The organism is Dictyobacter formicarum, from assembly GCF_016587435.1.
In genome coordinates this window covers 554326-567226 of the sequence record NZ_BNJJ01000001.1, presented here as the reverse complement: position 1 = coordinate 567226, position 12901 = coordinate 554326, and the positions used below count along the sequence as shown (strand labels likewise).

The following is a 12901-nucleotide window of genomic DNA, read 5'->3' as shown; positions in this document are numbered from 1 at the left end:
ACTCGAGATATGACAAATATTCTCACCATGCTCGCAGGCTCACACGTCGTGCAAGGAATCATCGTCGGCGCCGTGCTGGCGTTTCTCACGGCCAATATCATTATGAACGCGGTGGTGAAAGCCATGACAACGACCGTCAACGGGTGGAGCACCACCTTGAAATGCGGCCAGCCCGGCAATGGCATCCTCCTACGGGCCGCTTGTGCCAAAGTGCTGCCCGCCGTCAATGTGGCGCAAGAGGCTGCGTACTGGACGACGACCGTCGATAGCGCGGGGCGGCGGCTCTCCGGTCAGCGTGATTACGTCCTGCATTTTCCTGCCGGACAGCTCCCGCCCAACGAGGCCTTCTGGTCGCTGACCATGACCGATGTGGTCGGCTACATGGTGAGCAACCCCATCGATCGCTCCAGCGTCGGCTCTCGCTCCGGCCTCGTGCAGGGCGCCGATGGCTCCATCGACATTTATCTGCAGCGCACGGCTCCCTCCGGGCACGAGTCCAACTGGCTGCCTGCCCCGGCAGGCTACTTCAAGCTGATGCTGCGCGCCTATCTGCCCGGCCGTGCTGTCCTGGACGGCGAGTACCACGTGCCGCCCGTCATGAAAGTGCCATGAGGTCAATAACCCCCTCCTGAAGGAGGAGGCTTGAAAAAGCCTGTATTGACCAGACTCAGCTTGTAAAAGCTCCGTTAGAGAAGAAATTAGGTACGTTAGGATGCGTTGCCAGTCTTAACCACTACGGTGCAGGGTTAAACAGATTGTAGGGTAAAAATCAGTGCTCTGTACGTCAAACCTTCTCATAACATTGTCAAGGCAAACCTTACCCTAGCAATAGGAGGCTCATCTTGAGCAAAGTCTTTGTCGTCGATCGTTCTGGTAAACCAGTCACCCCGGCGCATCCGGGCTATGCACGCCTCTTGCTCAAGCAAGGGAAAGCATCAGTCTACAGGAGATATCCATTTACGATCCGGCTCAAAAACGTGGTGGAGCATCCACACGTGCAATCACTCAGGATCAAACTTGACCCTGGCAGTAAAACAACAGGTATTGCCATGGTGGATGATGCCAGTGGGGAGGTTGTCTTCGCGGCCGAACTCTCTCATCGTGGGCATGCTGTGAAAGCATCCCTTGATGCTCGTCGCGCCATTCGTCACAGTCGCAGGCAACGAAAGACCCGCTACCGGAAGAGGCGTTGGGCCAATCGAAAAAACAAAAAGAAGGGGTGGCTCCCTCCTTCCTTAGAAAGCCGGATTGCCAACGTGTTGACCTGGGTTCGCCGTCTTTCTCGCTATGCGCCTCTGCAAGCTCTCAGTCAGGAGGTCGTGAGATTTGACATGCAGTTGATGGAGAATCCCGAAGTGAAAGGAGTTGAGTATCAGCACGGCACATTAGCAGGATATGAAGTCAGAGAATATGTGCTTGCGAAGTGGAACCGTCAATGCGCCTATTGTGGAAAAACAGATGTACCATTACAAATCGAGCATATTCATCCACGTGCCAACGGTGGCACCAATCGCATCAGCAATCTCTGTCTGGCGTGTGAGCAGTGCAACACGGCAAAGGGAACGCAAGATATTGCCGTGTTCCTCAAGAAGAAACCAGAGGTGTTGAAACGTATTCAGGCTCAGGCAAAAGCACCGCTCAAGGACGCAGCGGCGGTGAATGCGACACGGTGGGCCCTCTTTGAGAGATTGCAACAAACAGGCTTGCCTGTTGAAGTAGGCACTGGTGGATTGACCAGGTTTAATCGGACAAGCAGGGAGCTTCCGAAGACACACTGGCTTGATGCGGCCTGTGTGGGCAAGAGTACGCCTGATACGTTAGTTATCCAGGAAGTCAGGCCATTAGTGATCAAAGCAACCGGACATGGGAATAGACAAATGTGCTTGCCTGATAAGTATGGCTTTCCGCGTACCTCTGCCAAAGGAGCCAAAAAGGTCAAAGGCTTTCAAACAGGAGATATGGTCAAGGCCATTGTGACCAAAGGCAAAAAAAGAGGGACGTATATCGGGCGGGTCGCAATTCGGGGAAGTGGATCGTTCAACATCACGACAACCACAGGGACGATTCAAGGTATTGGGTATCAATACTGCCGTATCATTCATCACGCCGATGGATATAGTTATGAGAATGGGGAGCGGTATTCCTCCCACGCCTAAAGTCGTGGGTATCCTACCGCAACAGATCATGAACAGGCTTATTCTGAAATACAAATATCCCATTACATTCGCCATCCTGGCAGTCCTCGCATGGGTCGTCTACAGGTATTTCTCGATGGGGGGGAGCCAGCTTATTACGTTCGTCGTCGTGGCAGTCCTCGTCTGGGGACTCGGCACGTGCGTTTTCATTTATTTTTGGCCGCCGATCACCTACAGTGCCTACAAAAGAGCGATCGTTCAGCATGGGCTCGGCGGCCCCATCCCCGTCAATACGCTGTACGCGATGCCCACTCTCGCTTCGCCCTCGGCGTCAAACTCCAGCTTATTAGCTACAGGGACCGACGACGTGCTCTACGTCGGCGGCTGGCTCGACCTCTCCAAAGGGCCGCACGTGTTGCACGTGCCGGACATGGAGGACCGCTACTACAGCGTGCAGTTCACTGATCCGTCGGACGGCACTAATTTTGCCTACGTCGGCAAACGCACCACGGGAACCAAGGCTGGCGATTACCTCATTAGCGGGCCGAGATGGAAAGGAAGCGTGTCGCAGGGAATGACACAGATTTCTTCGCCGAACAATGCGGTGCTCGTTATGGGTCGTGTCTTTGTCGAGAGCGACAATGATCTCCCGATCGCCTATGGGCTTGCGACGCAGATACAGCTCACACCACTCAGTCACTGATCTCCCGATGTGTTTCAGGATGTACGCTACAGAGGCGCACAAGAAATGTATTTCCAACATTTCTGACTTCTACCCTGGATTTAGAGCGGTTTTTTTTCCAGGCATCGAAGCGTCCAATTTCACCCTTCAGTGAAGATTTCGGTAGAGCCACGCTAACCGGTGGTTGAGCATAAGACCCCCCTGTGCAGGCGAACCAAAGGTCGAGAGCAGGCGGGACGACTCTGCGCTTTGGGGAGAGGGGCGTGTGGCTCTGTCTGCTTGGGTGGCCGTCCGCATCGTTTGGGAGCAATCCAAGGTGCGGGAGCCACTTTGTAACTGAGGAACTCACCGAAGCTCCAGACGTGATCCGTCAGCCCACTGGCCATCGCAGGCGTGCAAGCCTTGCCCCACTGTTTCGCCTTCGAGAGTTCCTGATGCACGACACAGAAATTATAGGTACAACCAATCAGGTACATCCCGGTGTGCAAAGCGTGCAAGCGGGAAGCCGCATGCCGGGTTTTGCGCGTCAGGCTGGCCAGCCGCTCCCGAAACGTCGCATTCAAGCGCTCAATAAAGGCGGTATTGAGCACGTTGCCTCCTCCAGACAGCCGCAGCAACTGTTCCGCCTGCTCCAGGAGCCCATGAGCCATCCGGCGAGTAATTTCGACCACGCGTTTTTTCTCCGTCCGCTTGATGACGGTGCCAATATGCAGGTCTGGCCAGACCTGTAAACAGGCTCTGCCCCTGCCTGCCGTGGCTTTGACTTTTTCGCGAAAGGCCCGCCGAATGCTGCCGGGATACGCGCTCCAGCCGTCTGTCAAGACGAGCAAGGGGCAAAGGCGCAAAGCGGCTCGCGAACTTGTTGCAACAATGCGTTGGCCAGCTCCTTTTCTCTGCTCCGGCTGACCGTTCCCGCTATCCACAGCCGGGTGGAAACCATCATGGCTAACCCCATCCACGCAACCATCTTGCGGCCCTTGACTCGGATCTCATCGGCCTGCACATGCACTAGATCAAGCTTGCCCTGTTCTACGATCGCCTCATGGACCCGTTGGCAGTGCTGACCAGCTCGATCCCGCCACGTAGCCACCGTTCGTTCATCTAACCCAAAGGCATGCACGATCGCTTGCACTGGGCAGCCATATGACAGCAGTGTCACCACAATCACGATGAGATCCATCGGCTTGCGCAGCCCCTCGAACATGGTTCCTCGTCGGGCGCTGAACGTCTGTTTGCACCTCTTACACCGATAGCGTTGGCGCTGGAGATCATGAATCGTGATGTTGCCCGCTCCGATTTGGCCTCTTGCGGAACACATCATATTCGGGCAAAATTGTTTCGACGGCTCCATTGGCTCTCTTGTGGCGTTTTGCATATCCACATTATGCCAATGGGTCCTGATTTTTCAAGTTCCCCCATTTCACCTGGAGCTTTCCAATTCTTCCATTGACGGAATCGAACGTATGTGCTATTATTACGCGTATTCTAGAAACAGTGTCATTTGACTTATAAATTGGCTCTTGTTCACTCTTGATACTGGTGGCGAAGTCAAAAATCGTGCTCAATTTGAGTTGAACCTCATTGGCGATTGAGCGTGAATATCGACTTCGCCACCAGTATCACTCTTGGGGTTTTCTGCTCGCTTGCTTTGCTATATATCGGGAAATGGTGATATAGTCTCATCTAAACATGTGTTTTTCTCGCAAGAGGGAGTCCATGATGGAAGAGGCATCTCTACTTTCTTTACCAGAAGGGATGCGTGTCGAGCAGATCCAAATCACTGAACATGGTTTGGTGATTGCAGTCGAGGCTTCGCATCCCACATCGTGTTGTCCACTGTGTACTCAATCCTCAGATTCCATCAAGACGCACTATCGCCGCACGTTACGAGATGCTCCCTGTGTGGGTCGCCAGGTTCAACTGATCCTGACTGTGCGCAAATTCTACTGCCGTAATCCATACTGCTCCCAGAAAGTGTTTACCGAGCGGCTTCCTTCCTTTGTCGAGCCGTGGGCCAGGATGACGATCCGTTGCTGCCAACACATTACGTCGATCGGGTTAGCGACCTGCGGCAAAGGGGGAGCCAGACTCGCCGCTCGCCTGGGGATACCAACCACGCGTCCGACGATCCTGCGCCGCATCATGGCTTTGCCAGATATTTCTGGGAGTTCCGTTGTGTACCTGGGCATCGATGATTTTAGTCTTCGACGTGGGTATCGGTTCGGCACCATCCTGGTCAACCTGGAAAGCCACCGCGTAGTGGATCTCTTACCCGACCGCCGGGCGGAAACCGCAGCCCGGTGGATGTACCAACAGCCAGATCTGGCGGTGATCAGTCGTGATCGAGGAGGCGAATATGCCTCCGCTGCGCGAGAAGGCGCTCCCCAGGCTATCCAGTGCGCAGACAGGTTCCACGTGGTGAAAAACCTGACCGAAGCTGTTCAGGTGCTTCTGGCGCGCTGTCAGGCCGAAATCCTGACAGAAAAGAAACCGGACGAGCCAAGCCAGGATGAACAAAACAAACCCTTCATTTCCATCGAAGAATGGCGTCCGAAAATCCCAGCTCATATAGAGCGCGTGCAACGAGCCAGACGATCTGAGCGCTCGGCACGCTATGAACAGGCAGTCGAACTCAACCGTCTCGGAAAACCACCCCAAGAGATTGCCAGGATTCTCGGTGTAACAGGACGAACCATTCAGCGTTGGCTGAAAGCCGACACCTTCCCTGACGCCAAGCGGCGGCGGCGGCGACCTGGTTCTTTCGAGATCTACGCGTCTTATGTCCTCTCGCGCTGGCAAGCCGGTGAGCGAAACGGCCTGGCGATTTATCGCGAGATCAAGGAGCAAGGCTACGATGGCTCGGAGCGCACCGTCTACCGCTATCTGGAACCACTCAAACAGGCTGAGGTGAGGGCTTCAATCGACGTGCATCGTCTGCAAAAATGGACCGCCAATACCGCCATCTGGCTGTTTGTACGTGATCCAGAAAAGCTCGATGAGATCGAGCGCGAGGATCTGGCTGCTTTCTGTGAGGCAAGTGCCCCCTTGAAAAAGGCGTATGACCTCCTGCAAGATTTTTTATCCATGGTCCACAAACGAGAAGGGCAGCGGTTAGATGCCTGGCTGGTCAGGGTTGCAGAGAGCGAGCTGCCAGAACTTCAGTCATTTGCTGCTGGGGTAGAAAAGGACAAAGATGCGGTGCAAGCTGGTTTAACCTGGGCGATTAACAATGGCATGGTTGAGGGCCATGTGACAAAATTGAAGCTGATCAAGCGAACGATGTATGGCAGAGCTGGTTTTGCCTTGCTCCGCCAACGGGTGCTTCATGCAGTGTAGGAGACGCCTGAGAGAGGGGCAGATGAGAGATTGTATGAAATACCAGCGTCTCCTCAACATCTTCGCGATCTCTCTTCTTGAGTCAGAGGCAATGGGACGTGTGAAAACAACAAGGAGGATTTTCTCGTGGACAACATCTCCCAACATAATCAGAAGCGTTGGAATGCACTGGCAGGAGCGAATGCACTCTTTAGCAGACCAGCGTTAGAGCTCGATGCGAAGAGTGCGCAGGGCAACATTGATCCAGAGGGGCGATTGGGGAGTATACGGGGGAAACAAGTTCTTTGCCTGGCGAGCGGCGGCGGTCAGCAATCAGCCGCTTTCGCGCTGCTCGGCGCTGAGGTGACGGTGCTGGATATCGCCGAGGGCCAACTTGCACGTGATCAACAGGTGGCAGAACACTATCATGTCGCCATCAAGACGGTGCAAGGTGACATGCGGGACCTCTCGGCCATAGCCTCGACATCCTTCGATATCGTCTGGCACCCCTACTCGCTGAACTTCGTCCCTGATGCACGCGCCGTTTTTCACGAAGTTGCACGGGTCTTGCATGTTGGTGGGATCTACCATATGCAGTGTGCCAATCCTTTCACCTGTGGCCTGACGCCCAAGGATTGGAATGGCAATAGCTACAGCCTGAAGTATCCCTACATCGAGGGAATGCTTCTGGAAAGCGAGGATCAACCTTGGGCCTACGCGCGTGAGAACTATCATGGCGAGCCCATTCCCATCTTGCGCGAGTACCGCCATACGCTGAGTTCGCTGATCAATGGCCTGAGCGATGAGGGCTTTGTTCTTCAGCATCTGAGCGAGGATCTGCACCTGTTTCCAAACGGAGAAGCAGAGCCGGGAACCTGGGATCATTTTGTTGCCTATGCTCCACCCTGGTTCGGCTTCTGGGCTACCTACTGTCCACGCACCTGATTCTCGCCTCTCGCCGTACTGTATTGAAAAGCATTTTCAGGTGTTTCAAACACCTGAAAATGCTTCTTTGTGTCAAGTTCATGGCATGGGGAGAAGAGCGAGCAAGCAAACAGAAAACCCCAAGAGTGGACAAGAGCCATAAATTGCCGGGGTTGCCATGATTATTGGCGCGATCTTCGAGCTTACGCAAAAATTGACTTGTCAGATAAAATGGCGAGACTTCTTGCAACAGCAAATCTGCCCGGAGATGCGGCCTCTTTTCTCTCGTTTTTCACGTGTGCGCCATTTTATCTGGCAAAAAGTCGAAAGCGCTTCAGAAGCGGCTTTATGAAAATAATATACCATTTTATCTGGCAACTTTGACGCATTTGCAGGCGCTGGATCGCTCTCGATGTAATCTCACTGGAAGCGAGAAGGAAGTGAAAAAAAGTACTGCCAATTTATGGTGGCACGAAGCTCTTTGCATCCTTTTCGATCTCAAGCTGATTCGCATAGGTTTGCGCCATTCACTACTGGCACAAATCCGCCATTTTATCTGCTCATTCACAAACAGCCGGAGCATGTATGAAAAACACAGATAGTCTTCCAATACTCTTATTTGAAACCCAACAAGACTGGGAGGCGTGGCTGAAAGAGCATCACAGTGAGGCAGCAGGCATCTGGCTCAAGCTTGCTAAAAAAGATGCAGGTATTGCTTCTCTCACGTATGCTGAGGCCCTGGAAAGCGCTCTCTGCTATGGCTGGATTGATGGGCAAAAAGCCTCTTTTGATCATCAGTACTGGCTGCAAAAATTCACCCCACGCCGTCCCAAAAGCATCTGGTCAAAAGTGAATTGCGAGAAGGCCACAGCGCTGATTGCCGCAGGCAGGATGCAGTCGGCGGGACTGCAGCAGGTAGAGGTGGCAAAAGCTGACGGGCGTTGGGACCAGGCTTACGAATCGCAGAGCAGAATCACCATTCCCGCCGATTTTCAGAGCGAGTTGGACAAAAATCCGGAGGCGCAGGCATTTTTTAGCACTCTGGATAGCGCAAATCGCTACGCCATTCTGTTCAGAATCCAGACAGCGAAGCGAGCCGAAACCCGTTCTGCTCGTATTCAAAAGTTTATCGAAATGCTCTTAAAGCACGAGAAAATACACCCTTAGCCTGGATGAAAGTGAGCTTGGGTTCCTTGTTGGTCAGAATTGGAAAACCCTGCATTTCACCGGTTAGTGTGGCTCTACCAAGATTTCTATCCTTCAGTGCAAAATTGGACAACAGCCGCCCTTCGGTGAATTTACCAATTATTAACATGAATGTCCATTGGAGAATCTCTCCAGATCATTCCCAAATGGGCATGAGAATACCAGAGCCTGTTCCGCAAAACCAGGTGGTTAGTTTTTGTCCGGCTGGTAGACAAGAGCCAGGGTCTCGAAACTGAGCCTCTTGCTTTCAACAAGCCGTAGCTTCGTCTCTTGCGTCCCCTCTGGGAAGAACCGCCTTCCCCTTCCCATGATGTAGGGCAAGACTAAGAACCGATACTCATCGATCAGATCCGTTCCCATCAGCGAGTGGACCAGCGTGGCACTGCCATCGATAATAATGTCTTTGCCCGGCTGCTGTTTCAGTTTGGTGATTTCTTCCACCACATTTCCTCTGATGATGGTAGATTCTTTCCAGGGAGCGGTTTCGAGCGTAGTCGAGACCACATATTTTTTCATGCGGTTGAGGATCGGCCCGGGACCATCGCCGGTCGTCTGTGTGGACCAGCCCGGCCAAAGCATTTCATAGGTGGTCCGTCCCAGCAGGTACACATCACCTTTTGAGTACTCCTCCACAACGTACTCTAGCCTCCTCGCTTCATCCGCAGCAGCCTCATCGGCAGGAGGCCACCAATGATCCATCGTGTCCGCGTCAAAGACCCCATCCAGGGTCATCCACGCCTTCACCCAGAGCTTTCTCATGTTCGTTTCTCCTTTCCCATTCATTCTTCTCTCTCTATTCTCCTGAAATATGGTGATCTCGTTGCGCATCCCATGGGAAGATCGGGATGCTGCCGCGCCTCTCGTGCTAAAGCTCTAGCCTCGTTCGATGGCACGCTCAACTGCGCTGGGCAGGCGAGTCTCAAAGTCCAGGAGTCCAACCCAGTCTGGACGGATGAAGATGCGCGTCATACGAGGATAGAGGCGGCCGATTCAGCGAGGAATGCCTGTGCGTCTTCCTCGCTCAGTGTCCGGCGGGCATTGGCGACGTACTCCGGGGCAAGACCCTCAACGGTGTCAGTATGCACCGTCCCACGAATTTGGAGGATCTTAGGAGGCGAGGAGTCATGCTCGATGCTTACCGCCACTTTTGCGCCATTCTTGAGTACCTTCGTCTTGGGGGCGTCTGTAGCTGTCGCCATCACGATTTCCCGCCCGTTCCAGTAGAAACCGATTGGCACAACACGGGGCGTGCCGTCGTGCCAGTTGTAGGCCAGATGGGCAAGACTCTTCGATTGCAACAATTGCTGGGCAACCGGCTCTTGCAGCAGGCCAACAGCTCCTTGTTTACTTGGCATTATGGTCTCCTTTCATGCTTGGACAGCGTTTCTCTAGCTCTTTTGATTGGGAGTATCCTATTGTTGCTTGCATTGTATAAGTAACAATAGGATACTCCCAATCATCAGGAAAAACTTCTCCAATCTTGCGCTCTTCCCACGCAGAGCGCGACGAATTGAGACCGTGTTTTGGAATGCGCGGCGGTAATTCTGCATGGCCAAAAGAGCAAGATAGGAGAAGTTTTTGCTTTGTAAGATGGTAGAATATCTTGCATGCAATTGGGGAGCGGAAGACCTTTGTGTGCAAGACTGATAGCGAGAGCAGACGACCCATGTTGGCAGAAACACAGTCGTTCCGTTCTGGGGGAGTTCTGCTTCAGTCTCAAAGAGAGGGACTGGAGGAGCCTGTCGGCTCCCATGAATTGGCAAGGGGAACCATTTATGAAATTTCTTCTCACCTCGGGTGGCATCACCAACACCAGTATCCATGACGCGCTGGTAGCGCTCCTGGGCAAACCGATCGCTGAGTCCAGCGCCCTGTACATTCCTACCGCGCTGCACGCCAACACCAATGGTTCGTCCATGGTCGCCCGCCTGATCCGCGGAGAGACCAACACCGCTCCATTCCCTGACGGATACACCTCCATGTGCGAATTGGGGTGGAAGTCGTTGGGCTTGCTGGAGCTCACCGCGTTGCCCAGTATCGGTGAAGAGCGTTGGCTTCCGCTGGTCCAGGAGACGGATGTCCTGCTGGTGGAAGGCGGCGATCCCATGTATCTGTGCTACTGGATGCGGCAATCCAGACTGGCCGATCTCTTGCCGGAGCTGCCGCGCGAGATGGTCTATGTGGGACTGAGCGCCGGGAGCATGGTGATGGCCCCCAGCATCGGGGAGGACTTCGTCCGCTGGAAGCCGCCCATCGGTGGCGATAGAACGCTGGGACTGGTTGATTTTGCGATCTTTCCGCATCTGGATTACCCTTCTATGCCAGACAATTCCATGGCCAACGCTGAAAAATGGGCCGCCAGCATGCCGGTGCCGACATACTTGATTGACGATCAAACCGCCATACAAGTGGTTGATGGCGTCGTCAACGTCATCTCTGAGGGTCATTGGAAGCAGTCGACGCCCTAGTCAGGAACCCTACGTCTAAAGACGAGGGCTTGCTTTGGCAAGCTCACCTGACCAGATTCAGGTTTGAAACAGAACCTACGTTCGGAAAGAAATTAGGTACCTACGGGTGCATTGCCAGCCTGTAGCTCTACGGTTGAAAGTTAAACAGGTGTACAGGGTGAAACCAGTGCTTTCAGCGTTAAACCTTTCCTGAACATTATCGAGGCACACTTTACCTGAGTAATCAGAGGCCTTGAAAAAGGCAAGGAGGCAAGATGTGTCAAAAGTGTTTGTCATTGACCAGCAAAAGCAGCCACTTGACCCGGTTCATCCAGGGCGAGCCAGGAAGTTGCTTTCTGAAGGGAAGGCCGCAGTGTATCGCAGGTTTCCCTTTACGATCATTTTGAAAGCAGAGATAACGAAGCCAGTTGTTCAGCCACTACGCATCAAGCTCGATCCTGGGAGCCGCACGACGGGCATTGCCATTGTCAACGATGCTTCAGGCGAGGTGGTCTTTGCCGCTGAACTCTCGCATCGTGGACAGGCGATCAAGGCCAGCCTTGATGATCGCAGAGCCGTCCGACGCTCACGACGGCAGCGCAAGACCCGCTATCGCAAGGCCCGCTGGCACAATCGTAGACGAAAGAACGGATGGTTGCCACCATCCCTGCTCAGCCGCATTGCCAATGTGCTGACTTGGGTGAAGCGTCTCTCTCGACTCTGCGCCATCACCGCAATCAGCATGGAGTTCGTACGCTTCGATATGCAACTCATGGAGAACCCGGAGATCACAGGCATTGAGTACCAGCAGGGCACTCTCATGGGTTTCGAGGTACGAGAATACCTCCTGGAGAAGTGGGGTCGCAAATGTGCCTACTGCGGAGTGAGCGATCACCCCTTACAGGTCGAACATATTCACCCGCGTGCCAACGGTGGCACCAACCGCATCAGCAACTTAACCCTGGCCTGTGAGCGGTGTAATCAGGCTAAAGGGACCCAGGATATCAAGGTCTTCCTGAAAAAGAAACCCTCAGTCCTGGACCGGGTTCTGGCGCAGGCATGCCAGCCGCTCAAGGATGCTGCTGCCGTCAATGCGACACGCTGGGCCCTTTTTGAACGGTTGAAGGGCACAGGGCTTCCCATTGAATGTGGTTCTGGCGGCTTGACCAAGTTTAACCGCACCACCCGGAACCTCCCCAAGACGCACTGGAGTGATGCAGTCTGTGTCGGCAAGAGCACCCCGGAGGTTGTAAAAACGAACCAGATACAACCCTTGTTGATGAGGGCAACAGGGCATGGGAGACGACAGATGTGTGTCACCGATGCTTACGGTTTTCCCAAGCAGCACAAAGATCGTAGAGGGACCTATCTCGGGTATCGGACAGGTGATATTGTCAAGGCGATCACGCCGAAAGGAACGTTTCAAGGGCGTATCGCGATTCGCTCCCGTCCGTCATTCCGCCTGGGTAAGGTCGATATTCATCCGAAATACATGCGCCGTCTGCATCGGATAGACGGTTATGCGTATCACTATGAAAGGAATGCGTGATGCTCCTCCCCATGGGTCAACCGAGGGGTCCCCGATCACGCGAATCTAAAGATGGGGTGTTTGGGAACGGGTTCGTTCTTGCGCCCCAAACGAGCGAGGATATGCCGTTTCCGCCCTTTGATGTGCTTGTGTGCATCGTAGCCACAGATCCCAGACGACTCCTCAACCGTTTTCACGCTTTGAGAATCCATGCTGGCGGCACTCGGGTCAGGGTGCCTTCCTTGTCGTTCTCGTTCAGCCTGGTGCAATGCTCGCAATAAGAGCGTCCAGATGCCCTTGAGGCGCAAACGCCGGAAATGGTAGAAGACCGTCTGCCACGGTGGAAAGGTGGCTGGGAGGTAGCGCCATGGACAGCCAGTGCGCAGCACGTAGAAGATCGCATCGAACATGGCTCGTTGCGAGTGAATTGACGGCCTGCCACGTCTGGGCACGGGGGGAAGATGGCGTTGCAGACACGCCCACTCCGCATCAGAAAGATTGCTGGGATAACTGGTACTTATCCTTCTAGTCTATCATGTGAGGTCACTTCTGCGATTAACAAAACACGGTCTTACAGAGAGAGAGGCGAGAAAGCCCCGTCCATTCATGGCGGGGATGAATCGCCTCTTCTGTGATAGGGGGAAACGACAGCAGGAACCATCGT

11 protein-coding genes and 2 pseudogenes are annotated in these 12901 nt (G+C 53.8%); 8 read left to right on the top strand and 5 right to left on the bottom strand.

Going from position 1 to position 12901, the window contains the following annotated elements:
• The first annotated feature begins 9 nt into the window (after positions 1 to 9).
• The 3 genes from JMI88_RS02220 to JMI88_RS02210 all read left to right on the top strand — a co-directional run bounded on the left by JMI88_RS02220 (position 10) and on the right by JMI88_RS02210 (position 2838).
• Entirely contained in the window at positions 10 to 612 is a 603-nt protein-coding gene (locus JMI88_RS02220; protein WP_201360107.1) for a DUF1214 domain-containing protein, read from the top strand.
• A 230-nt stretch (positions 613 to 842) separates the two neighbouring features.
• Positions 843 to 2156 carry an RNA-guided endonuclease IscB gene (iscB, locus tag JMI88_RS02215; protein ID WP_201360106.1) on the top strand — a complete coding sequence of 438 codons (1314 nt, stop codon included), beginning with the start codon at positions 843 to 845 and terminating at the stop codon, positions 2154 to 2156.
• Positions 2122 to 2838: a DUF1254 domain-containing protein gene (locus JMI88_RS02210; protein ID WP_201360105.1), complete on the top strand. Its 717-nt coding sequence runs from the start codon at positions 2122 to 2124 to the stop codon at positions 2836 to 2838. Before iscB (JMI88_RS02215) ends, JMI88_RS02210 begins: the two co-directional genes overlap by 35 nt.
• 152 nt (positions 2839 to 2990) lie before the next feature.
• On the opposite strand, the gene JMI88_RS39215 is transcribed toward JMI88_RS02210, so the two are convergent.
• Positions 2991 to 3740 carry a hypothetical protein gene (locus JMI88_RS39215; protein ID WP_236022777.1) on the bottom strand — a complete coding sequence of 250 codons (750 nt, stop codon included), beginning with the start codon at positions 3738 to 3740 and terminating at the stop codon, positions 2991 to 2993.
• On the bottom strand, positions 3635 to 4168 hold the full coding sequence (locus JMI88_RS39210; protein WP_236022776.1) for a hypothetical protein: 534 nt from the start codon (positions 4166 to 4168) through the stop codon (positions 3635 to 3637). Before JMI88_RS39210 ends, JMI88_RS39215 begins: the two co-directional genes overlap by 106 nt.
• Before the next feature lie 368 nt (positions 4169 to 4536).
• Here JMI88_RS39210 and JMI88_RS02200 point away from each other — a divergent pair, with 368 nt between their 5' ends.
• From JMI88_RS02200 to JMI88_RS02190, 3 genes are all read left to right on the top strand, one after another.
• Positions 4537 to 6153: an ISL3 family transposase gene (locus JMI88_RS02200; RefSeq protein ID WP_201360153.1), complete on the top strand. Its 1617-nt coding sequence runs from the start codon at positions 4537 to 4539 to the stop codon at positions 6151 to 6153.
• Between the two features lie 126 nt (positions 6154 to 6279).
• Entirely contained in the window at positions 6280 to 7077 is a 798-nt protein-coding gene (locus JMI88_RS02195) for a class I SAM-dependent methyltransferase (protein WP_201360104.1), read from the top strand.
• Between the two features lie 564 nt (positions 7078 to 7641).
• On the top strand, positions 7642 to 8223 hold the full coding sequence (locus tag JMI88_RS02190; protein WP_201360103.1) for a YdeI/OmpD-associated family protein: 582 nt from the start codon (positions 7642 to 7644) through the stop codon (positions 8221 to 8223).
• A gap of 228 nt (positions 8224 to 8451) precedes the next feature.
• Here the strand turns inward: JMI88_RS02190 and JMI88_RS02185 are convergent, their stop codons facing one another.
• A complete protein-coding gene (locus JMI88_RS02185; RefSeq protein WP_201360102.1) occupies positions 8452 to 9021 on the bottom strand; it encodes a dihydrofolate reductase family protein in 570 nt (189 codons plus the stop codon).
• A gap of 206 nt (positions 9022 to 9227) precedes the next feature.
• Positions 9228 to 9617, bottom strand: a complete 390-nt coding sequence (locus JMI88_RS02180; RefSeq protein ID WP_201360101.1) for a pyridoxamine 5'-phosphate oxidase family protein — start codon at positions 9615 to 9617, stop codon at positions 9228 to 9230.
• 420 nt (positions 9618 to 10037) lie between these two features.
• Here JMI88_RS02180 and JMI88_RS02175 point away from each other — a divergent pair, with 420 nt between their 5' ends.
• A complete protein-coding gene (locus JMI88_RS02175) occupies positions 10038 to 10730 on the top strand; it encodes a Type 1 glutamine amidotransferase-like domain-containing protein (protein ID WP_201360152.1) in 693 nt (230 codons plus the stop codon).
• A gap of 256 nt (positions 10731 to 10986) precedes the next feature.
• Positions 10987 to 12307, top strand: a pseudogene (gene iscB / locus JMI88_RS02170) (RNA-guided endonuclease IscB).
• A gap of 46 nt (positions 12308 to 12353) precedes the next feature.
• Here iscB (JMI88_RS02170) and JMI88_RS02165 read toward each other — a convergent pair.
• Positions 12354 to 12758, bottom strand: a pseudogene (locus JMI88_RS02165) (transposase); the annotation flags it as partial.
• Positions 12759 to 12901: the final 143 nt, after the last annotated feature.

Excerpts from the sequence above, each read along its gene's own strand:
- JMI88_RS39210 (WP_236022776.1), bottom strand. The coding sequence starts at position 4,168 with ATGGAGCCGTCGAAACAATTTTGCCCGAATATGATGTGTTCCGCAAGA.
- JMI88_RS02210 (WP_201360105.1), top strand. The coding sequence starts at position 2,122 with ATGAGAATGGGGAGCGGTATTCCTCCCACGCCTAAAGTCGTGGGTATC.
- JMI88_RS02200 (WP_201360153.1), top strand. The coding sequence starts at position 4,537 with ATGGAAGAGGCATCTCTACTTTCTTTACCAGAAGGGATGCGTGTCGAG.
- JMI88_RS02180 (WP_201360101.1), bottom strand. The coding sequence starts at position 9,617 with ATGCCAAGTAAACAAGGAGCTGTTGGCCTGCTGCAAGAGCCGGTTGCC.
- JMI88_RS02220 (WP_201360107.1), top strand. The coding sequence starts at position 10 with ATGACAAATATTCTCACCATGCTCGCAGGCTCACACGTCGTGCAAGGA.
- JMI88_RS02190 (WP_201360103.1), top strand. The coding sequence starts at position 7,642 with ATGAAAAACACAGATAGTCTTCCAATACTCTTATTTGAAACCCAACAA.
- JMI88_RS02175 (WP_201360152.1), top strand. The coding sequence starts at position 10,038 with ATGAAATTTCTTCTCACCTCGGGTGGCATCACCAACACCAGTATCCAT.
- JMI88_RS02185 (WP_201360102.1), bottom strand. The coding sequence starts at position 9,021 with ATGAGAAAGCTCTGGGTGAAGGCGTGGATGACCCTGGATGGGGTCTTT.